The following is a 20,529-nucleotide window of genomic DNA, read 5'->3' as shown; positions in this document are numbered from 1 at the left end:
CGGAGATCCGCCATGTTCGAGTCCGAGTACGCCCGGGACCTCCTCCTGACGGCGGGCATCCTCGGCCTGGCGGCGTTCGCGTGGTCCGGCTGGGCGCAGGAGCGCCCGCCGTCCGTCGCGGCCCGCGTCTACCTGGGCGTCCTGAGCGTGGCCGGCGCCGTGCTGGCGGGCGTCGGCACGTACAACGGGATCAAGGTCTACGGCGACGGCAGCGCGATGGTCGTGGGCGAACCGTCATGGATCGTCTACCTCGCGATGTGCGCGCTGGAGGTCGCCGCCGCGCTCGCCGCGTACGCGGTCCTGCGCGGGCGAGGCCGGACGGACCTCTTCGCCCCGGTCCTGCTGGTGATCGTCGGCGTGCACTTCGCCCCGCTGGCGGGGGTCTTCGACCTCTCCGTCCTCTACCTGCTCGCGGCGGCCGTCACGGTCGCGGGTCTCGCCGCGCTCCGCCTCCCGGCGCGCCGGAACGCGCCGAGCTTCTGGTGCGGAGCGCTCGCGGCCCCGGTGTTCCTCGCCGTGGCGGTTCCGTGCCTGGTCATCGGGCTCGGAAGAATGGCGGCATGAGGACGGACCTGCGCGTTCCGGCGTGGACGGTCGATGGAACGCTGGCGGTCGGGGTGGCCGTGACGGTGTCGGTGCTGATCGCGTCGAACCACGGCGGACGGCACGGTCCGGGCGGTGTCGCGTTCCTGTGGGCGGCCGGTCTCGGGGCGCTGATGTTCGCCCGGCGCCGCTATCCGCGCCTGGTCCTCATCGTGTCCGTGCTGGGGCTTTTCGCGTACTACGCGGCGGGTTTTCCGGCGATCGGGCTGGCGGTGCCGCTGGCGGCGGCGCTGTTCTCGGCGGCGGAGGCGGGACGCCCGGCGCTCGCGGCCGGGGCGGCGGCCGTCGCCGTCGCGGTGTCGCTGGCGTTCCGGCTCGCCGAGGGGCAGGACGCCGCGTACGTCGTCGGCTACGAGCTGGCCGGGCACGTCGCGCTGATGGCGGCGGCCATCGCGCTCGGTGACGCGCTGCGGGCCCGCCGCGCGCAGCAGGCCGAGCAGCGCCGCGTCACCGAGCTGACGGCGCGGCAGCGCGAACGCGACGCCGAACGCCGCGCGCACGCCGAACGGCTCGCGATCGCCCGCGACCTGCACGACTCCCTCGGCCACACGGTCGCGGTGATCTCGCTGCACGCCGACGTCGCCCGCGAGGCGCCCGGCCCACCGGAGCGGAACGCCGCTCTCGACGTGGTCAAGGACGCGGCCGGAACCGCCCTGCGGGAGCTGCGCCGCACGGTCGCGGTGCTGCGCGCGCCGGGCGAGCCGCCCGCGTCGCCGTCCCTGGCGAGCCTGCCCGAGCTGGTCGCCCCGGCCGAGAGCGCCGGACTGGAGGTCACGACGGACGTGGACGTCCCCGGCCTGCCCGGCACCGTCGACTCGGCCGCGTACCGGATCGTCCAGGAGTCGGTGACGAACGCCGTCCGGCACGCGGACGCGGCGCGCCTCGCGGTGTCCGCCCGGGTGAGCGGGGGAACGCTGCACCTGACCGTCCGCGACGACGGCGCGGCCGATCCCGGCCCGCCGGGCCACGGCATCGCGGGCATGACCGAGCGCGCGCGGGCGCTCGGCGGCACGCTCACCGCCGCGCGCGAACCGGACGGCTTCGTCGTCCGCGCGACCCTGCCGCTGGAGGAACCGTGATCCGCGTCGTGCTCGTGGACGACCAGGACCTCGTCCGCGCGGGCCTGCGCGCCCTGCTGGAGAACGATCCGGACATCGCGGTCGTCGCGGAGGCGGGCGACGGGCGGGCGGGCGTGGCGCGGGCGCGCGAGCTGCGCCCCGACGTCGTTCTGATGGACCTGCGGATGCCCGGCACCGGCGGCCTGGCCGCGACGGCGCAGATCCGCGCCGACCCGGCGCTCGCGGACGTCCGCGTCGTCGTCCTCACCACGTTCGACGACGAGGACGAGATCGTCGAGGCCGTCCGCCTCGGCGCCGCCGGATACCTGCTCAAGGACGCCCGCGCCGACGACCTGCGCGGCGCCGTGCGCACGGCGGCCGGGGGCGGCAACCCGCTGTCGCCGTCGATCGCCCGCCGCGTCATGGAGCACCTGGCCGACACGCCCCGGCAACGCCCCGATCCCCGCCTGGCGACGCTGACCGAGCGCGAGCGCGCCGTGCTGGTGCGCGTCGCGGAGGGCGAGACCAACGAGGAGATCGGCCGCGCGCTGCACATCAGCCCGGCGACGGCCCGCACCTACGTGAGCCGCATCCTCACCAAACTCGACGCCCGCGACCGCACGGCGCTCGCCGTGATCGCGCACCGCGCGGGCCTCATGCGCTGACGAGCCGCCGCACCGCCGCGGCCACGAGCGCGTCGCGCTCGGCGTCGGTCCGCAGGCCGGGAAGCGTGATCTGGTCGGTGATGAGGGCGGTGAGCGCGAGCATCAGCAGGTGGACGGAGGTCGCGTCGCCCGGCAGGCCGGACGCGCGCTGGTTCGCGACGTTGAAGTCCATGTCGGCGCGGACGCGCTCGGTCAGGACGCGCCGCAGCTCCGGGCGCCGGGTGGCCTCCAGCCGGAGTTCGAGCAGCGCGAGGTGCCCGGTGGGGAAGGCGGCGACGCGGGCGACGGTCTCGCGCATGGCCGCGAGGAAGTCGTCCACGGTCGTGCCGGAGACGCTCGCCTCAAGGACGGCGTCGTCGGGGACGAGCCGTTCGTAGACGCGCGCTCCGGCCTGCATGAGCAGGTCGTCCCGGTTGGCGAAGTAGTTGGACGCCGTGCCCGCCGGGACGCCCGCCCGCTGATCGACCGACCGGAACGTCAGGCCCCGCGCGCCCTGCTCGGCCAGGACCTCGATCGCCGCGTCCACCAGCGCCGCGCGCCGCTCCGGGTTGCTCCGCACGTTGACACCACTCCAAACGTAGTACTACGGTTAAACCACTCCAAACAGAGTACTACGAACGGAGCAATATATGCGCAAGCTGGTCTACTACATCGGCGTCTCCCTCGACGGCTACATCGCCGGTCCCGGCGGCGAGTTCGACTTCTACCCGCAGGGCGAGGGCGAACGGCTCGCCGCCTACCGGCGGTGGATGACCGAGCGGTTCCCCGAGGCGATCCCCACCCGGTTCCGGCCGCAGATCGGCATGCCGGTGGACGCCCCCAACCGCGGCTTCGACACGATCCTCATGGGCCTGGCCACCTACCGGGCCGACCCCGGCGTGACGAGCCCGTACGCGCACCTGCGTCAGTACGTCGTCTCGACCAGCCTCGGCAGCACCGGCGAACCGGACGTCACGCTCATCGACTCCGACCCCCTGCCCGTCGTCCGCGACCTGAAGGAGGAGGACGGCCTGAACATCTGGCTGTGCGGCGGCGGCAAGCTCGCGGGCGCGTTGCTGCCCGAGATCGACGAACTCGTCCTCAAGCAGTACCCGGTCGTCGCGGGCGGCGGCATCCCGGTCTTCGACGGCCCGTTCAGCCCCACCGAGTTCCAGCCGGACGAGTCCCGCGCGTTCGACAACGGCGTCCGCGTCGCCTGGTACTCGCGCCGCTAGAGCCAGCCGTTGCGGCGGAATCCCCGGTAGAGCGAGAAGCACGCCAGCGCGATGACGGACAGGATCATCGGGTATCCGAACGCCCACTCCGTCTCCGGCATGGACTCGAAGTTCATCCCGTAGATCCCCGCGATGGCGGTCGGCACCATGAAGATCGCGCCCCACGCCGAGATCTTCCGCATGTCCTTGTTGTCCGCGACGGTCACCTGGGTCATGTGGGCCGCCAGGATCGGGTTCAGCAGCTCGTCGTAGGACTCCACCTGCTCGCGGACGCGCGTCAGGTGGTCCTCGACGTCGCGCAGGTACTCGCGGATGTCGTCCGGCACGAACCGGCGCCCGCCCAGGCTGCGCAGCGGCCCGGCCAGGGGGCCGACGGCGCGCTTGAGCTGGATCACCTCGCGCTTGAGCCGGTAGATGCGGCGGGCCTCGTCGGTGCGCTCCGGCGAGAACACCGCCTCCTCGACCTCGTCGATGTCCTCCTGGACGGCGTCCGCGACGTTCACGTAGCCGTCCACGACGCGGTCCGCGATGGCGTGCAGGACGGCGGCCGGGCCGAACGCCAGCCGCTCGGGCGTCCGCTCCAGGCGGCGCCGCACCGGCCCCAGCTCGCCGTGCTCCCCGTGCCGGACCGTCACGACGAAGTCGGCCCCGAAGAACACCATGATCTCGCCGGTCTCGACGACCTCGGCCTGCTCCGGCGGGCGCCGCACGTAGCCGACCGTCTTCATCACGAGGAACTGCGTGTCGTCGTAGCGTTCCAGCTTGGGCCGCTGGTGGGCGTGGATCGCGTCCTCGACGGCCAGCGCGTGCAGCCCGAACACCTCGGCCAGCTCGGCCAGCTCGGCGGCGGACGGCTCGTGCAGCCCGACCCACACGAACCCGGCGCTCTCCTCGTTCCCGGCGTCGAGCCGTCCGTCGCGGACGAGCCGGACGGCGTCCGACACCGACTCGGTACAGACCCGGTGCCCGTCGATGTAGGCGGCCCAGTCGATCACCGCCGTGTCGCGGACGGCGGCGCGCGTGAGCTGTTCGGTGCGTCCACGGGGCTTGAACAGCGCCTTGGTGGCGCGTCCGGGACGGACTCGCGTCATGGCCATTGAGGTGCTCCTATACCCGCCGGCCACACGCGTTCAGCGCGCGCTCTACCCGGGTGGGATCGGGGAGCGCGCGTCAGGCGTGACGGCCGTGCGCCGTGCGAGGGCGGTCGGTCGGACAGTCCGCTCCGGACTGTGAGGGTTCTCCGGCGAGCTGCACGTATCACCAGGTTTCATCCCGACCACCTCCCTTCCTGCACAGGCAATGACCCGGCCGAGACTACCAGCCGACATTTGCGACGCTCCCGTGAACGCACGGGTTCCCACGGCCTTTTCCGGGCCTTTTCCCGCGTGCACCGGACGCCGCCGGAGGGACTCCGCGCCCGCGCGATACCGCACGCCGCGCGCTGCCCGGAACGACCGTCCGGACGACCCGTGGCCCCGATATCGGTAAGCTCCCGGATCGTGCGAGTACTCGTCCTTGGATCGGGTGGCCGCGAGCACGCGCTCGCCCGCGCCCTGCGCCGCGACCCGTCCGTCACCGCCGTGCACTGCGGGCCCGGCAACCCGGGGACGGCGCTGATCGCCGAGAACCACCAGCTCGACCCCGCCGACCCCAAGGCCGTCGTCGAGCTGGCGCAGCGGCTCGCGATCGAGCTGGTCGTCATCGGCCCCGAGGTGGTGCTGATGGCGGGCGTCGGTGACGCGCTGCGCCGCGCGGGCATCGCCTGCTTCGGCCCCGACCGCCGCGCCGCGAAGATCGAGGGTTCCAAGGCGTTCGCGAAGGAGATCATGGCGGCGGCGTCCATTCCGACCGCCGCCGCGTACGTGTGCGAGTCGCGGGACGAGGTCGTCGCCGCCCTCGACGCGTTCGGCCCGCCCTACGTCGTCAAGGACGACGGGCTCGCCGCCGGCAAGGGCGTCGTCGTCACCGGCGACCGCGCCGCCGCGCTCGACCACGCCGACGGCTGCGAACGCGTCGTCGTCGAGGAGTACCTGGACGGCCCCGAGGTCTCGCTGTTCGCGCTGTGCGACGGGGTGCAGGCCGTCCCGCTGCTGCCCGCGCAGGACTTCAAGCGCGCCCACGACGGCGACGCCGGGCCCAACACCGGCGGCATGGGCGCCTACACGCCGCTGCCGTGGGCGCCGCCCGGGCTCGTCGAGGAGGTCATGGCGACCGTCGTGCGGCCCGCGCTGGACGAGCTGCGCCACCGCGAGATGCCGTACGTCGGCGTGCTGTACGCGGGTCTGGCGCTGACGTCGCAGGGCGTGCGGGTCGTGGAGTTCAACGCCCGGTTCGGTGACCCCGAGACGCAGGTCGTCCTGGACCGTCTCGCGACGCCGCTCGGCACGCTGCTCCAGGCGTGCGCGCTCGGCGCGCTCGACCCGGAGCTGGAGCTGGCGTGGTACCCGGGCGCGGCGGTGACCGTCGTGGTGGCCGCCGAGAACTACCCGGCCGCGCCCGTCAAGGGCGACCCGATCACCGGCCTGGACGCCGCGGACGCCGTCCCCGACGCCTACGTGCTGCACGCGGGCACCAAGGACGACTTCGACCGGGGCCTGGTGTCGAACGGCGGCCGGGTGCTCAACGTCGTCGGCACCGGCGCCGACCTGGCCGCCGCGCGCGGCAACGCCTACGCGGCCGTCGAGCACATCGCCCTGCGCGGCTCGCACCACCGCCGCGACATCGCCGAGCAGGCCGCCAAGCACTGAGGGGTGCGACGGGCCGGGCGTCCGGCCCGTCGCGGACCGCTACTTCTTCGGCCCGAGGCAGAGGATGTAGCCGTTGCCGCCCTCGACGCCCTTCCAGAACGCGCTCTCGGTGCCCTCGAACGCGCTGCACGTCTCCTTGGCCTCCAGCTTGGCCTGGACGACCTTGTCCTCCTTGCCCAGCACGGTGAACTTCGCGGTCGGGTCGCCGCAGTCGACGACCTTCACGTTGTTCGCGCCGTCGGGCGCGACGCAGTCGCCGGCCTCGGCCAGGTCGGCGTCACCGGTCAGCATCGCGTAGGCCGTCCCCCCGATGATGAAGACGGCCAGCCCGCCGAGAGCGGCGAAGGCGCGGGGAAGACGGGAGCGAAACGTTGACGCCACAGCACGAACCTCATCCGAGAAGTGATCAAGACGAGGGAACGGTAGACCCACCCGATCGCGGACTCATAGCGCAATGATCTTCGTTCGGTCTCGATCACCACAGCACACGGGTCCTGCCTGATCAGGCTGCCGTGCGCCGGGCCGGGAAGTTATCCACAGGCTGTGGGGTGGGGTTCGTCGGGCGTGGCGGGGCCTGCGAGAATCGGGGCGTGATCGAACGGTACACGCTTCCGGAGATGGGCCGCGTCTGGAGTGACGCGCACAAGTACGAGCTTTGGTGCCGGGTGGAGACGCTCGTCGTCGAGGCTCACGCCGAGGCGGGGACGATCCCCGCCGAGGTGGTCGAGCCGGTGCGCAAGGCGGCGCCGCCGACGCCCGAGGCGGTGCACGCGATCGAGGCCGTCACCCAGCACGACGTCATCGCGTTCCTGTCGGCGTGGGCCGACAACACCGAGCCGCGCGAGGCCGCCGCGTACGTGCACTTCGGGATGACCTCGTCCGACCTGCTCGACACCGCGCTCGCGCTCCAACTCGTCGAGGCCACCGACATCCTGCTCGCCAAGGCCGACACGCTCGTCGCCACGCTGCGCGACCACGCCCTGGAGCACCGCGCCACCCTCCGCGTCGGCCGCACCCACGGCATCCACGGCGAACCGGACGTCTGGGGCCACCGCGTCGCCGACTTCGCGTTCGCGGCGGCGCGCTCGCGCGACCGGCTGCGCCGCGCCCGCGAGGCCGTCGGCGTCATGGCGATCTCCGGCGCCGTCGGCACGTACTCCAACATCGACCCGGCGATCGAGGCGCACGTCGCCCGCGAACTCGGGCTCACGGCCGCCGACGTGTCCACGCAGGTCGTCCTGCGCGACGGCATCTCCGAGTGGACGTCCGCGCTGGCCATCCTCGCGACGGTCTGCGAGGCGATCGCGCTGGAGGTGCGGCACGGGCAGCGCACCGAGGTCCGCGAGCTGTGGGAGCCGTTCGGCAAGGGCCAGAAGGGCTCGTCGGCGATGCCGCACAAGAAGAACCCGATCATCTCCGAGCGGCTGGCGGGGATGGCGCGGATCGTGCGGGCGCAGATCGTCCCGGTGATGGAGGGCATCCCGCTCTGGCACGAGCGCGACATCTCGCACTCGTCCACCGAGCGGATCGCCCTGCCGGACGCGTCGATCGCCCTCGACTACATGCTCAACCTGACGAACCGCCTGATGGCGGGCCTCGTCGTCGACACCGAGCGGATGCGGCACAACCTCGACTCCACCGGCGGCCTCATCTTCACCTCGACCGTCCTGCTGGAGCTGGTCGACGCGGGCATGTCCCGCGACGACGAGGCGTACCCGCTCGTCCAGAAGGCCGCGATGCGCACCTGGGAGACCGGCGTCCCGTTCCGCGACACGCTCCGCGCGGAGGCCGCCGCGCAGGGCCTCACGCTGGACGAGTCCCGCCTGGACGAGGTGTCGCGCCCCGAGCGTTTCGTCGCCCGCCTGGAGCCGATGTTCGAGAAGCTGGCCGCGCTGACGTAACGGCGCCGAATCCACACCCGGGGGACCTCGTGGACGCGACTCTGACCGAGCTGAACGTGTACCCGCTGAAGAGCGGCGGCGGCACGGCGGTGCAGCACGCGGAGCTGACACCCGCCGGGCTCCGCTGGGACCGCGAGTTCATGCTCGTCAATCCCGAGGGCCGGTATCTGTCGCAGCGGCAGGTCCCCCGGCTGGCCCTGCTGCGCCCGGAGTTCGACGGCGACGTGCTCACGGTCGGCCTGAGCACGGCGTCGGCGGCCGAGCCGCTCGTCCACAAGGCCACGATGGACGGGCCCGTGTGCGACGTCAACGTCCACTCGACGATGTGCCTCGGCGTCGACCAGGGCGACGAGGCGGCGGCGTGGCTGTCGGCGGCGATCCGGCGCGACTGCCGGCTCGTCCGGTTCACGGGGCATCGCGCCAGTTCGCGCGGCGACGAGATCCACTACGCCGACGGGCACCCGCTGCTGGTGATCTCGGTGGAGTCCCTGGAAGACCTCAACTCCCGGCTGGACGAGCCGCTGCCGATGAACCGGTTCCGTCCCAACCTCGTCGTGCAGGGCCTCGGCCGTTACGGCGAGGACACGGTCCGGCGGCTGCGCGTCGGCCCCGCCGAGATCGAGATGGTCAAGCCGAGCACCCGCTGCGTCATCACCACCACCGATCAGGAGACGGCCGTGCGGGGCCGCGAACCGCTCCGCACGCTGGCGCTCTACCGCAAGGTCGACCGCGGCATCGTCTTCGGTTACAACGCCGCGCCGCGTTCGCTGGGCACGCTCACGGTCGGAGATCCGGTCGAGATCCTGGAACGCGCCATGTGACGGCCGCGCAGGTCACCGGACCCGCCCGAGACCCGACAAGATGACCATGCCGAACATGTGAACCATTTCGGGCGCTCCCGGGTCTCATGTTGCGGAGAGAGTGGACAGGCCACCGGGTCACCCGCGGTGGACCGGAGTTCGGCCCGCGCAGCCGCACACCGGTCCGGCGCGAGCGGCCCGCGGGCGCTCCCCGGCTCCGCCCCCGGCACCCCACGCCCGGGGACGGCGGCGGGAACGCGCCCACCCGAGACGAAGATCCGGACATGCCCCGGCGCCGGACCCCGCACGCCCGGCGCGATGGTTTACTGGGTTCGCGTAGCGAGCCGAGGACGATCATGTCCGGCGCACGCCCACGGCCTCCGTGCCCCGCCGCGACGCGGCCCGGCCGCACGGCCGCCTCTCCGTTCCGGCAGGCACCGACCCCGCAGTTGAAGGAGTCACAACGCATGAACATGGGCCATGACGTTCGCTATCGCGTACGCGGGGGCCGGCGGCTGCACGGCACCGTCTTCATCCAGGGCGCGAAGAACGCGGTCCTGCCGATGATCGGGGCCTCGCTGATGGCCGCCGAGGGCCGCACCGTCCTGCGCAACGTCCCGATCATCGAGGACGTCCGCCGGGCCGTCGAGCTGGCCCAGGCGCTCGGCGCCAAGGCCGAGCTGCACGAGGCCGAGCGCACGCTCGTCATCGACGCCTCCACGCTGAACAGTCCGGTGCTGCCGGCCGACATCGCGGCGCGGTTCCGGGGGTCGTTCCTGTTCGTCCCGGCGCTGCTGCACCGGCTCGGTGAGGCCGTGATCGAGGGCGTCGGCGGCTGCAACCTCGGCAGCCGCAACCTCGACTTCCACTACAACGGCTTCAAGCGCATGGGCGCGACCGTCACCGAGCAGGTCGCGGACAACGGCGACGGCGTCATCCACATCAAGGCCGGTGAGCTGCGCGGCGGCACGCTCTACTGCGACACGCCCTCGCACACCGGCACCGAGAACCTGATCATGGCGGCGGCGCTCGCCAAGGGCACGACGCTGATCAAGAACGCGGCGCTGGAGCCGGAGGTCCTGGACAACATCGCGCTGCTCCAGGCGATGGGCGCGAAGATCACCGGTGGCGGCACCGGGTTCATCACGGTCGAGGGCGTGGACTCGCTGCACGCGGTGCAGCACACGGTCATGCCCGACCGCATCGACGCGGGCGTGTTCGTCATGGCGGCCGCGATCACCGGCGGCGACCTGAACCTCGTCGGCGCCAACTCCGAGCACCTCGGCGTCGCGGCCGACAAGCTGGAGCAGATGGGCGTCGAGTTCCACCAGCAGGGCGCGGTGCTCCAGGTCCGGCGCGACCGGCCGCTGCGGCCGATCAACGTCATCACCGACGAGTACCCGGGCTTCGCGACCGACCTCCAGTCACCGATCATGGCGCTGTCCTGCTTTGCGGACGGCCCGTCCTACATTTACGAGCGCATCTTCGACGGCCGGTTCAAGTTGGCCGACGAACTGCGCAAGATGGGCGCCGACATCGAGGTGGACGGCGCCCGCGCGAAGGTGAACGGACGCGCGGACGGCGGCCCGACGCTGCGCGGCGCGCAGGTGGAGGCTCACGACCTGCGCTGCGGCAGCGCGCTGGTCCTCGCCGGGCTGGCCGCCGAGGGCGAGACGACGATCACGTCCGCGTACTACCTTGACCGGGGTCACGCGCACACGGCCGAGCGGCTTTCGCAGCTCGGCGCCGACATCGTCCGCGAAGCCGGATGACAGAACCGGTCAAGTAGCCACTCCAGTGGCGGATGAGGCCGATACCGGCCAGCCAGCCAGATAGATCGTCTTTCGCCGATTTCGGCCGCCGTTCGGGGGGTAGTCCGGCGGAGCGGCGTCCGATCCGGCTTCCGAGGGGGCTCCCCGGGGCGCGCGAGCGTCACCGGGCGGGCCCCTTCGAGGATTTCGGGTCTTGTTTTTCAACTTCGGACGACCCAAGATGCAGGATCAAGGCTGGCCGAATGGTGACAAATTACTTCCTGGGGGGTCGCGTAGGTTACTTTTTCGCCGCACTCTTGATTCGATTTCGCGTCTGGGCGTCACGCTACGTCGCCCCGACCCGATCTGCCCACGAGGAACGAATCGCACGGGAACTGCGGTGCAGGGTCACAAGGCAGGGGCGACAAGCCATGAGTCAGACGTTGGGCGGAGCGTGCGCGAACGCATGGCCGGAACCGGAACGGGCCTGCCCGTCCGGGCGGGAAGCGAGCGGACACCGATGACGACCGCACGGACGGGGTCCGTCGCACCCGATCTCACGATCGGCGTCGTCGGACCGCATGACCTGGTCGAGCGGGTCATGTTGATGGGCCACGGCCCCACCCCGGTACCGAGCCGGCTCGTCGCCGCCGCGTACCGGGACGAACAGGAGGCGGCCGACAAGGTCGTCCGGCTGGGCTCGGGCGTGGACGTGTGCCTGTTCGCGAGCCCGGTCCCCTACGACTTCGCCCGCAAGGCGGGCGTGCTGTCGATGCCGGCGACGTTCGTCCCGCTCAACGGCGCAGCCCTGCAGGGCGCGCTGCTGCGGGCGTCGCTGGACGAGCGGTTCGACCCGTCCCGGGTCAGCATCGACGTGCTCGGCCGCGCCGAGGTCGAGGAGGCGTACTCCGAGATCAGCCTCGGCACCGACCAGGTGCACCTGCGCGAGGAGTCGGCCGGGCCGGGGACGCTCGCCGCCTTCCACGAACGCCTGTGGCGGCGCGGCGCGACCACCGTCGCGATGACGTGCGTGCACGCGACGGCCGAGCGCATGGAGCTGGCGGGCGTCCCGACGATCCGCGTCCGCCCGACCGGCGCCGCGATCCGCAGCTCCCTCCAGACGGCGGCGCTGCTCGGCGCCCACCACCGGCTGGAGGAGTCGCAGCTCGTCACCGTCCTCGTGGACGTGCCGACGCTGCGCGAGACGCCCCGGCGCGTCACGCCCCGGTACTGGCGCGACGAGCTGAAGCTGGCGCTGCACCGGGTGCTGCTCCAGGAGGCGCACCGGATGAACGCGTCGGTGTGGCCGCTGGACGACCACAGCTACCTGGTCATCGCGACGCGCGGCTCGGTGACCGCGTCGACGGAGGGGTTCCGGACGCCGCCGTTCGTGGAGCGCGTCCGCGAGGAACTCGGCCTGGCCATCGAGGTCGGCATCGGCATGGGCCGCACCGCCCACGAGGCCGAGGCCCACGCGCGGGCGGCGCTGGCCCGCTCGCAGTCGTCCCAGCGCTCGCAGGGCTTCACCCTCGACCGTGACGGCCGCGCGCTCGTCCCGGCCCCCCGGCAGCCTCCGCGCACCCAGCCGCAGGCGAAGCCGAAGGGCCTGGAGATCCTGGCGCGGCTGGCCGACAAGCTCGGCGACCAGGACCAGCCCCTCATCGTCGACGCGGAGAACGCCGGGAAGATGCTCGGCGTCACGCCGCGCACGGCCCGCCGTCTGCTCCGCACCCTCGTGGAAGAGGGCCTGGCCTGGCCCCTGCCGCCCAACCGCACCCCGCAGCCGGGCCGCCCCCGTCAGCTCTACCGTCTCATCGTCGAGAAGCTCGGTCCCCGGCCCGGCTCGTGACACCCCCGCCCACTCCTGCCAAGGAGGACACGCCGTACGCAGCCCCCTCCGCACCCCGGAACGGGATCAGGTGCGGTGGGGGTAGGTGGCGGCGACGGTGAGGAAGGCGTCGTTCTCCTCGGGGGAGCCGATGGAGACGCGGGCGCCCTCGCCGGGGAAGGGGCGGACGCTGACGCCGTGGGCGTCGCAGGCGGCGGAGAACTCGACGGTGCGGTCGCCCAGGCGGAGCCAGACGAAGTTGGCCTCGGTGTGCGGGACGGTCCAGCCGTCGGCGAGGAGGGCGTCGCGGACGCGGTCGCGTTCGGCGACGGTCGCGGCGACGCGGGCGCGCAGCTCGTCGCCGGCCTCCAGCGACGCGACGCCCGCCACCTGCGCGATCGAGTTCACGCTGAACGGCAGGTACGTCTTGCGGATCGACCCGGCGACCTCCGGGTGCGCCACCAGGAACCCGATGCGCAGCCCCGCGAGCCCGTACGCCTTGGAGAACGTGCGCAGGACGACGAGGTTCGGCCGCCCCGGCAGCAGCGTGAGCCCGTCCGGGACGTTGTCGTCGCGGACGTACTCGCGGTACGCCTCGTCGAGCACGACGAGGCAGTCGGCGGGGACGCGGTCGAGGAAGCGTTCCAGCTCGCGCCGCCCCACGACGGTGCCCGTCGGGTTGTTGGGGTTGCACACGAACACCAGGCGCGTCTCGGGGGTGATCGCATCGGCCATGGCGTCGAGGTCGTGGACCTCGTCGCGCAGCGGCACCTGCACGCTCGTCGCGCCCGACAGCCCGACCAGGAGCGGGTACGCCTCGAACGACCGCCACGCGTAGACGATCTCGGCGCCCGGCTCGGCGACGGCCTCCAGCAGCATCTGCGCGACGCCGACCGACCCGCATCCGACCGCGACCTGCTCGGCGGGCACCCGGTACTCGGCGGCGATGGCCTCGATGAGCGCGGTGGCGTTGTTGTCCGGATAGCGGTTGATGTTCCGCGCCGCCTCGGTGATGGCCTTCTGTACCGAGGGCAGCGGTTCGTGCGGCGACTCGTTGGACGAGAGCTTGAACGAACGCCCCTCGGGCGACAGCGCGACCTTGCCGGGCTTGTAGGCCGCGAACCGGTCGAGGACGGACCGGAAGCGCGGAGCGGTCACCTCGGACACCAGGGGTCCTCCAGACTCGAACAGGGGTGGTCGCGACCACCTTACGACCCGCCCCCGGCGCCTCGCGTCCGCCTGCGTGCGCAGGGCCGAGGGGCGCTCAGTCGTGTTCGGGGTGGCGCAGCATCCAGCAGACGGCGACGATGCGGACGAACTCCCAGTCCCGGGTGCTCTCCGGCCACCAGCCGCGCCGGAACGCGCCCTCGGCGAACTCGTGGAGGTAGCCGACCAGGCCGTCGGGGCGGCCGGACGTCAGGTCGCGGACCTCGGCGACGTGCTGGTCGACGGCCGCCGCCAGCCCCGGCGACGTCGCCATCTGCTCGACGCCCGCCTCACCGATGTCCCGCACGAGAATTCCCAGCTCAGCGGAGATGTCCCCATCCATGCCCAAAAAGCTAGCAACGCCCCGCCGATGCCCGGTCCGTCTCCACAGAAGCTTTAACGTCGCCCCGGAACTGTCAGAGGCGAACGGCATGCTCGGCGGCATGACCGCCTCGACCCTCACCCGCTTCTGGGACGCCTGCGCCGCCTCGTTCGACGACGAGCCCGACCACGGCCTCACCGACCCGCGCGTCCGCGCCGCCTGGCAGCGGCGGATGCGCGGCTGGCTGCCCACGGCGCCCGCCGACGTGCTCGACGCGGGCTGCGGCACCGGTTCCCTCGCGGCCCTGGCCGCCGCCGACGGGCACCGCGTCACGGGCGTCGACCTGGCCCCGGAGATGATCGCGCAGGCCCGTGGCAAGTTCGCCGCCGCCGGGCTGCCGGGGCGCTTCGCCGTCGGTGACGCCGCCGACCCGCCCACCGGCGACGCGCGGTTCGACGTCGTCCTCTGCCGCCACCTGCTGTGGACGCTGCCCGACCCGCATGCCGCCCTCGCCGCCTGGACGGCCCGGCTGCGGCCGGGCGGACGCCTCGTCCTGATCGAGGGCCGGTGGGGACGGCAGGACGACCCCGTCACCCCGTACGTCCCGGAGGCCGCCGGGCTGCCGTGGCCCGGCGGTGTCCCCGCCGCGGATCTGGCACGTGCCGTCGCGCCGCTGACACCGCGTGTCGAGCCGCTGCACGACGATGCCGACCTCTGGGGGCGTCCCGTCCACGACGAGCGCTACGCGCTGATCGCCCGGTGACCGAGGTTGTCAGGCGCGGGGGCGGAGCATCGGGGGGCGGAGTTGTTCGGCGGGGCCGCGGCGGTAGAGGCGGGCGGGGCGGCCGCCGTCGCGGGTCGTCGTGGTGCCCGTGGGGATCAGGAAGCCCTCGGCGCCGGTGACCTTGCGGTGGAAGTTGCGGGGGTCCAGGGGCGTGCCCCAGACGATCTCGTAGACGCGGCGCAGCTCGGCCACCGTGAACTCCGGGGGGCAGAACGCCGCCGCCAGCGACGTGTACTCCAGCTTCGCGCGGGCCCGCTCCACGCCGTCGCACAGGATGCGGCGGTGGTCGAACGCGGCCGGGGCGGCGATCAGCTCGTCCACCGCCGTCCACAGCACCTGCGCGCGGGTCGACGCGGGCAGGTCCGGCGCGAGGCCCAGATACGCGACGCTGACGACGCGCTGGCGCGGGTCGCGGTCGGGATACCCGTAGGTGGCGAGCTGCTCCAGATGGATGCGGACGTCGGCCAGCCCCGCCCGCTCGGCCATCAACCGCGCCGCCGCGACGGGCAGGTCCTCGTCGAGCTGGATGAACCCGCCGGGCAGCGACCACGCGCCCGGATAGGGCGGCTGGTCGCGCCGCCACATCAGCGCGGACAGCCGCTGCGCGCGCACGGTCAGCACGACGAGATCAACGGTGACGGCGAGGCGGGGTACGGACATGCCTGAACGTTAGCCCTGCTTGCCTTGCCGTGCTCTGTTTGCTTTGCCGCGCCTTCGGCGCGGCGGGGCCAGGGCCCCTTTGGCACCGCCCCGGAGGGCAAGATCATCCTCACTTCGCTCCGGATGATCTTGCCCTCCGTGACGGCGCGGCCCTGGCCCGTTGCGGGTGCGGGCTCTTACGGGGTCGGTCCGTCAGTTCGGGTTGTGGTCTGTCACGTCCTTCGACGCGGGGACGACCTGGCCGTTCTTGCCCTCGCTGCCCAGGTTGTTGAGCAGCGTGCGGGCCACGCCCAGGCCGGTGCCGCCGAGGGTGAGGGCCTTGGCGAGCATGTCCTCGACGCCCTGGGCGCCGTTGAGGACGACCATGTTGTCGACGTTGCCGAACACCCCGGCGCCCGCCTCGACGATCTGCGGCCAGTTCTCCGCGAGCTGCTGCGCGATGACGGCCTCCTGGTTCTCGGCCAGCGCCCGCGCGCGGGCCGCGATGGCCTCGGCCTCCGCGAGGCCCTTCTGCCGGGTCGCGTCGGCCTGCGCCTCACCGAGCAGCCGGGTCGCCTCGGCGTCCCGCTGCGCCTTGAGCTGCACCTCGGTCGCGGCGGCCTGCGCGTAGTGGATGCGCTCCTCGCGCTTGGCCTCGGCCATCCGCACCTGCTCGTAGGCGCGGGCGTCGGCGGGCTTGCGGACCTCCGACTCCAGCCGCTTCTCGGTGCGCTCGGCCTCCAGCTCGGCGTTGCGGGTCTCCTTCAGGATGACCTCCTGCCGGGCCTGCTGCGCCGCCTGCGAGACCTCGCCCTCGTACTCGGCCTTCTTGATCTCGGTGTCGCGGATGACGGCGGCGTTCTCCCGCATCGTCTCCTGCTCGCGCCGGGTCGCCTCCTGGTTGCGCTCGGCCTCCGCGATCCGCGCCAGCGACGCGATCTTGGCGGCGTGCGGGCGGCCCAGGTTGACGATGTAGCCGGTCTCGTCGTCGATCTCCTGGATCTGGAGGGAGTCGACGACCAGGCCGAGCTTGCTCATCTCGTCGGCCGCCGAGCTGCGGGTCTCGCTGGTCATCCGCTCGCGGTTGAGGATGAGGTCTTCGACGGTCAGGTTGCCGATGATGGAGCGCAGGTGACCGGTGAACAGCTCGTGGATGGCGCCGTCCATGCTGGACTGCTGCTCCAGGAAGCGGCGGGCGGCGTTGGCGATGGAGACGAAGTCGTCCCCGACCTTGTAGATGACGACGCCGCGCACCCGCACCGGGATGCCCTGCTGGGTGACGCAGCTGACCTCCAGGTTGGCGGCGCGGCTGTCGAGGCGGAGCCGCCGCGAGACCTGGAAGCCGGGGAGCACGGCCGTGCCCTTGCCGGTGACGATCTTGAACCCGAGGCTGTCCAGGCCGTTGACCGGCTTGGACCGCGCCCCCAGCCCGGAGATGATCAGCGCCTCGTTCGGTTCGGCGACACGCCAGACCATCTTGAACAGGACGATCAACACGATCAGGGCGACGACCGCGCCGATCAGGATGGCGGTTATGGGCATGGGGCCTCCTCTGGGGTCGGCAGGCGGCGGGCCGCGACGGTGCGGCCGTCGCTTCCGTGCCCATCAGACGCAGCGGAGCCCTGCACGGTTCGCCCGATTTTCCGGCCGGACCTGGTCAGCGGCGGGTCAGCCCAGCGCGTGCGCCACGTAGACCGTGCGCGGCGGGTGGTACTCGACCACGACGACGATCGTCCCGACCGTGATCTCCTCGCGCGGATCGGAGGGGTGGGCGTAGAACGCCTCGACGCCGCCCCGGATCGGGATCATGACCTCACCGACCAGCCCCGGGCCGATGCGACCGGTCACCCGGCCCTCCTTGCCGACCAAGAAGTCCCCCACTCCGTCGCGTGTACCGGAAAGGTACCGTTCGCGGTCGCCCGCCCGCGAGTGGCGCTAGGGCAGGACACGGCGGGCCTGGTCGGCGGCGGCGCGGGCGATGTCCTCGGCGGCGGTGCGGGTGGCGACGGGCCCGTAGAGGCTGATCGTGACGACGTGGCGGCGGCCCCGCAGCACCACGTACCAGGACTTGGTGTTGGAGTTGCCGCTGACGGTGGAGACGCCGACGGTGCGCGACCCCTCGCCCAGGGTGCCGGGCGGCAGCTCGACGACGCGGTGGTCGGAGGACTGGGTGCCGACGGTGGTGCGGAACGTCTGGCATCCGGCGGGGACGCGGACCTTGACGAGGTCTTCGGCCTCGGCGTCGGGGACGCCGAGCAGCGTCTGGGTGGCGCTGACGCCGTTGCTCTTGGCGAACGAGGTGATGGCGGCGGGCATGGTCCGGTCGATGACGCGTTCGCCGGTGGCGTCCGAGCAGCGCTTCTTGTCGATGCGGACCTGCCGCTGGAGCTGCTCGACGCGCTGGACGGGCGCGAGCGTGCCGTACTCGCCGGACTCGGGCTCACCGACCCGCCGGAACCCGGGCAGGTCGGTCAGCAGCGCCTGTTCGAGCTGGTCGGAGGTGTAGCCGGTGCCCGCCAGCGCGGCGCGTCCGGTGGACGGCGGCGGGCCGGGGCGGGCGCCGTCGTCTCCGCCGCCGCAGCCCGCGAGCAGGCCCGCGCCGACGAGCAGGGCGGCGGGGAGCTTCGGCGCGCGCTTCATGGGCGCGACTTTAGGGCTCAATCCGGGCGTTGACGCGGGGACGCGCCGTCCGCGCGCTCGTTGTAGGAGCCCGCGTACTCCTGCCCGCTGAGCTTGCCGATCTCCTCGACGATCTCGTCGGTGATGGCGCGGCGCGCCTTGGCGGGCGGAAGGCCCTGGTAGTGGGTGAAGTCCATGGGTTCGCCGAACCGGATCGTGGGGCGCGGCGCGAAGACGCGGGGCCGCCCGGTGCCGATGGGCTGGATCTTCTCGGTGCCGGCGAGCCCGACGGGCAGCACCCGCGCGCCGGACGCCAGGACGAGCCAGCCGACGCCCGTCCGGCCCCGGTAGAGGCGTCCGTCCGGTGAGCGGGTGCCCTCGGGGTAGATGGCGAACGCGCCGCCGCCGTCGAGGATGCCGACGGCCTGTTCGAGGGCGCCCATGGCGGCGCGCTGGGCGCCGCGCTCGATGGGGACGTGCCCGAGCGTGGTCATGAACCAGTGCACGAACCGTCCCTTGAGGCCGCCGCCGCCGAAGTACTCGGCCTTGGCGATGTAGGTGACGGGCCGGGGCAGCGACAGCGGGATGATGAAGCTGTCGATGAACGACAGGTGGTTGCTGGCGACGATGAGCGGGCCGTGGCGTGGCACGTTCGCGGCGCCCTCGACGCGCGGCCGGAAGATCAGCCGCAGGATCGGCGCGACGACGCGCGACATGAACGTGTAGAACACCCGGGCCTCCCGAATTCGGCACTCGTCACTGTAACGGCGTACCGATCCGTAGGGTTTCCGCCGGCCGCGCGGGCTTGCGACGTCTCCGCAGGTCAGAACCCGTGAAACCGGAAGAAAATTCACTTTTCTGCGGAGTGCGAATCCATTCCTTACCGATTAGTAAGTTCCTCGTCGGTAATGTCGAGTTCCCGTGCGTGAGCAATATCACTCCCCGTCGTGGCGGCCATTCGGTGACGCCTGCATGGCCCCCGGGACACCGGCCCGTGACGTCCCGCCACGCCCCGACGCGCGGGCTTGGACTCGCGCGCCGCGTTTGCCATGCTGGAAGCCCCTGCCCCTGAAGGTGCCCATGGATTTCGACCTCGCCCTGGTACGGCACGAGAGCTGCACGGTCGTCCTCGTGCGCGGAGAACTCGACCTCGTCTCCCGCGAACGCTTCGAGGCGTCCCTCCTCGACGCCCTCGACGCCGGCCGCCCCCTCGTCGTCGACATGCGCGACGTCACCTTCTGCGACTCCACCGGCCTCAACGCCGTCATCGTCGCCAACCGCCGCGCCACCGAACGCGCCGTCCCGCTCGCCCTCATCTCGCTGACGCCGCGCGTCCGCCGCGTCTTCCACATCACCGCCGTCGACCAGTACATCCCGGTCCACGAGACCCTCGCCGACGCCATCGGCACCTTCGCCCCGACCGCCTCCTAGCCGTTGTCCTCGGCCAGCTCGCGGACGCGGCGCAGCAGCCCCTCGCGCACCGCGTCGGGCGACAGCACCCGGAGCGCGGTGCCCAGCCCGAGAAGATAGGTGACGAGCTGGTCGGCGTCGTTGCCGCCGATCTCCACGACCGTCGCGTCCGGCCCGTCCGGACGGTGCGCGCCGATCGTCGGCGGGACCAGCCGCAGCGCCCGGCCCATTGGGTGCGGAAGCCGGACGGTCGCGTACACCGGGTACACGACGCCCGCGATGCCCTCGGAGACGAGCCGCGCCGCGTCCGGCGGGTCCGCGAGTTCGGCCGGGCGCCCGGTCGGCTCCACCCCGGCGACGCGGTCGGCGCGGAACGTCCGCCACCGGTCGCGGTCCACGTCGCGGGCGACGAAGTACCAGCGCAGCCCCGTGTAGACGACCCGGTAGGGGTCCACGTCCCGGACCGTGGCCAGGCCCGCGTGGTCCCGGTACGCCAGCCGGACGCGTTCGCCCCGGCGGCAGGCGGCGGCCAGGTCCGGCAGCGTGCCGGGCGCGATCGGACGGCTTCCGCGCCTGGGCGTGTGCACGAAGACGGCGTCCATCCCGGCCAGCCGTCCGGCGACGCGGGCCGGGAGGAGCGCCCGCAGCTTCGACAGCGCGGACAGCGCCGCCCGGTCGCCGCCGAGGACGCCGCTCAGCGCGGCCTCCCGCAGCGCGACGGCCACGGCCAGCGCCTCCTCCTCGTCCAGGACGAGCGGCGGCACCCGCCCGGCGCCGCCGAGGCGGTAACCGCCCCACGGGCCGGGCTCGGACTCGACGCCGTAGCCGAGTTCCCGCAGCCGGGCGACGTCGCGGCGGACCGTGCGGTCGGTGACGGCCATCCGCTCGGCCAGCTCGCGGCAGGTCCACGTCGGCCGGGTGGACAGCAGCGCGAGCAGGCGCAGGAGGCGGGCGGAGGTGCTGATCACCGCCGAAGTCTCCC

Annotated in this window: 22 protein-coding genes; 11 read left to right on the top strand and 11 right to left on the bottom strand. The window is 72.7% G+C overall.

The features are described from left to right. The first annotated feature begins 12 nt into the window (after positions 1 to 12). The 3 genes from C229_RS0107535 to C229_RS0107525 are packed head-to-tail and all read left to right on the top strand — an operon-like array spanning position 13 to position 2,326. Positions 13 to 564: a hypothetical protein gene (locus tag C229_RS0107535; protein WP_018654463.1), complete on the top strand. Its 552-nt coding sequence runs from the start codon at positions 13 to 15 to the stop codon at positions 562 to 564. Then, a complete protein-coding gene (locus tag C229_RS0107530; protein WP_018654462.1) occupies positions 561 to 1,682 on the top strand; it encodes a sensor histidine kinase in 1,122 nt (373 codons plus the stop codon). Before C229_RS0107535 ends, C229_RS0107530 begins: the two co-directional genes overlap by 4 nt. Continuing rightward, positions 1,679 to 2,326, top strand: coding sequence for a response regulator (locus C229_RS0107525; RefSeq protein ID WP_018654461.1), 648 nt, complete (start codon positions 1,679 to 1,681; stop codon positions 2,324 to 2,326). The genes C229_RS0107530 and C229_RS0107525 overlap by 4 nt, the downstream gene beginning before the upstream one ends. Here the strand turns inward: C229_RS0107525 and C229_RS0107520 are convergent. Then, positions 2,316 to 2,885, bottom strand: a complete 570-nt coding sequence (locus C229_RS0107520; RefSeq protein WP_018654460.1) for a TetR/AcrR family transcriptional regulator — start codon at positions 2,883 to 2,885, stop codon at positions 2,316 to 2,318. The two genes, C229_RS0107525 and C229_RS0107520, sit on opposite strands and share 11 nt — an antisense overlap. 70 nt (positions 2,886 to 2,955) lie before the next feature. On the opposite strand from C229_RS0107520, the gene C229_RS0107515 reads away from it, so the two are divergent. Next, positions 2,956 to 3,540, top strand: coding sequence for a dihydrofolate reductase family protein (locus C229_RS0107515; RefSeq protein ID WP_018654459.1), 585 nt, complete (start codon positions 2,956 to 2,958; stop codon positions 3,538 to 3,540). Here the strand turns inward: C229_RS0107515 and C229_RS0107510 are convergent. Continuing rightward, positions 3,537 to 4,637: a magnesium and cobalt transport protein CorA gene (locus C229_RS0107510; RefSeq protein WP_018654458.1), complete on the bottom strand. Its 1,101-nt coding sequence runs from the start codon at positions 4,635 to 4,637 to the stop codon at positions 3,537 to 3,539. The two genes, C229_RS0107515 and C229_RS0107510, sit on opposite strands and share 4 nt — an antisense overlap. A 402-nt stretch (positions 4,638 to 5,039) precedes the next feature. Here C229_RS0107510 and purD point away from each other — a divergent pair, with 402 nt between their 5' ends. Beyond that, on the top strand, positions 5,040 to 6,287 hold the full coding sequence (purD, locus tag C229_RS0107505) for a phosphoribosylamine--glycine ligase (protein WP_018654457.1): 1,248 nt from the start codon (positions 5,040 to 5,042) through the stop codon (positions 6,285 to 6,287). 39 nt (positions 6,288 to 6,326) lie between these two features. Here purD and C229_RS0107500 read toward each other — a convergent pair whose 3' ends face one another. Then, positions 6,327 to 6,668, bottom strand: coding sequence for an LppU/SCO3897 family protein (locus C229_RS0107500; RefSeq protein ID WP_018654456.1), 342 nt, complete (start codon positions 6,666 to 6,668; stop codon positions 6,327 to 6,329). Between the two features lie 209 nt (positions 6,669 to 6,877). On the opposite strand from C229_RS0107500, the gene purB reads away from it, so the two are divergent. The 4 genes from purB to C229_RS0107480 all read left to right on the top strand — a co-directional run bounded on the left by purB (position 6,878) and on the right by C229_RS0107480 (position 12,588). Further along, positions 6,878 to 8,188: an adenylosuccinate lyase gene (purB, locus tag C229_RS0107495; protein ID WP_018654455.1), complete on the top strand. Its 1,311-nt coding sequence runs from the start codon at positions 6,878 to 6,880 to the stop codon at positions 8,186 to 8,188. Between the two features lie 29 nt (positions 8,189 to 8,217). Further along, positions 8,218 to 9,009: an MOSC domain-containing protein gene (locus C229_RS0107490; RefSeq protein ID WP_018654454.1), complete on the top strand. Its 792-nt coding sequence runs from the start codon at positions 8,218 to 8,220 to the stop codon at positions 9,007 to 9,009. A gap of 452 nt (positions 9,010 to 9,461) precedes the next feature. Beyond that, positions 9,462 to 10,760 (top strand): UDP-N-acetylglucosamine 1-carboxyvinyltransferase, encoded by a 1,299-nt coding sequence (gene murA / locus C229_RS0107485; protein ID WP_026313541.1) that lies wholly within the window; start codon positions 9,462 to 9,464, stop codon positions 10,758 to 10,760. A 499-nt stretch (positions 10,761 to 11,259) separates the two neighbouring features. Continuing rightward, a complete protein-coding gene (locus C229_RS0107480) occupies positions 11,260 to 12,588 on the top strand; it encodes a transcriptional regulator (RefSeq protein ID WP_051108920.1) in 1,329 nt (442 codons plus the stop codon). 66 nt (positions 12,589 to 12,654) lie between these two features. Here the strand turns inward: C229_RS0107480 and hisC are convergent, their stop codons facing one another. Both hisC and C229_RS29845 read right to left on the bottom strand, forming a co-directional pair. Beyond that, positions 12,655 to 13,734 carry a histidinol-phosphate transaminase gene (gene hisC / locus C229_RS0107475; protein ID WP_018654451.1) on the bottom strand — a complete coding sequence of 360 codons (1,080 nt, stop codon included), beginning with the start codon at positions 13,732 to 13,734 and terminating at the stop codon, positions 12,655 to 12,657. 97 nt (positions 13,735 to 13,831) lie between these two features. Continuing rightward, complete coding sequence (locus C229_RS29845; RefSeq protein ID WP_155884636.1) at positions 13,832 to 14,116, bottom strand: DUF6401 family natural product biosynthesis protein; 285 nt, start codon at positions 14,114 to 14,116, stop codon at positions 13,832 to 13,834. 100 nt (positions 14,117 to 14,216) lie between these two features. Here C229_RS29845 and C229_RS0107465 point away from each other — a divergent pair, with 100 nt between their 5' ends. Further along, positions 14,217 to 14,858, top strand: coding sequence for a class I SAM-dependent methyltransferase (locus C229_RS0107465; protein WP_026313539.1), 642 nt, complete (start codon positions 14,217 to 14,219; stop codon positions 14,856 to 14,858). A 9-nt stretch (positions 14,859 to 14,867) separates the two neighbouring features. Here the strand turns inward: C229_RS0107465 and C229_RS0107460 are convergent, their stop codons facing one another. The 5 genes from C229_RS0107460 to C229_RS0107440 form a co-directional block, all read right to left on the bottom strand. Then, the gene (locus C229_RS0107460; protein WP_018654448.1) at positions 14,868 to 15,539 is read right to left on the bottom strand and encodes an NUDIX hydrolase; all 672 of its coding nucleotides are present in this window, start codon (positions 15,537 to 15,539) and stop codon (positions 14,868 to 14,870) included. A gap of 192 nt (positions 15,540 to 15,731) precedes the next feature. Next, complete coding sequence (locus tag C229_RS0107455; protein WP_018654447.1) at positions 15,732 to 17,060, bottom strand: flotillin family protein; 1,329 nt, start codon at positions 17,058 to 17,060, stop codon at positions 15,732 to 15,734. A 126-nt stretch (positions 17,061 to 17,186) separates the two neighbouring features. Then, the gene (locus C229_RS0107450) at positions 17,187 to 17,366 is read right to left on the bottom strand and encodes a hypothetical protein (RefSeq protein ID WP_018654446.1); all 180 of its coding nucleotides are present in this window, start codon (positions 17,364 to 17,366) and stop codon (positions 17,187 to 17,189) included. A gap of 87 nt (positions 17,367 to 17,453) precedes the next feature. Next, on the bottom strand, positions 17,454 to 18,158 hold the full coding sequence (locus tag C229_RS0107445; RefSeq protein WP_018654445.1) for a hypothetical protein: 705 nt from the start codon (positions 18,156 to 18,158) through the stop codon (positions 17,454 to 17,456). A gap of 17 nt (positions 18,159 to 18,175) precedes the next feature. Continuing rightward, entirely contained in the window at positions 18,176 to 18,868 is a 693-nt protein-coding gene (locus tag C229_RS0107440; protein ID WP_018654444.1) for a lysophospholipid acyltransferase family protein, read from the bottom strand. Between the two features lie 349 nt (positions 18,869 to 19,217). Between C229_RS0107440 and C229_RS0107435 the strand changes: the two genes are divergently transcribed. Then, positions 19,218 to 19,568 carry an STAS domain-containing protein gene (locus tag C229_RS0107435; protein WP_018654443.1) on the top strand — a complete coding sequence of 117 codons (351 nt, stop codon included), beginning with the start codon at positions 19,218 to 19,220 and terminating at the stop codon, positions 19,566 to 19,568. Here C229_RS0107435 and C229_RS0107430 read toward each other — a convergent pair. Then, the gene (locus C229_RS0107430; protein WP_018654442.1) at positions 19,565 to 20,515 is read right to left on the bottom strand and encodes a helix-turn-helix transcriptional regulator; all 951 of its coding nucleotides are present in this window, start codon (positions 20,513 to 20,515) and stop codon (positions 19,565 to 19,567) included. The genes C229_RS0107435 and C229_RS0107430 overlap by 4 nt on opposite strands. Positions 20,516 to 20,529 lie beyond the last annotated feature (14 nt).

Origin of the sequence: Actinomadura flavalba DSM 45200 (assembly GCF_000374305.1) — a bacterium.
Classification (GTDB): Bacteria; Actinomycetota; Actinomycetes; order Streptosporangiales; family Streptosporangiaceae; genus Spirillospora; species Spirillospora flavalba.
This window is presented reverse-complemented; position numbering and strand designations above follow the sequence as displayed.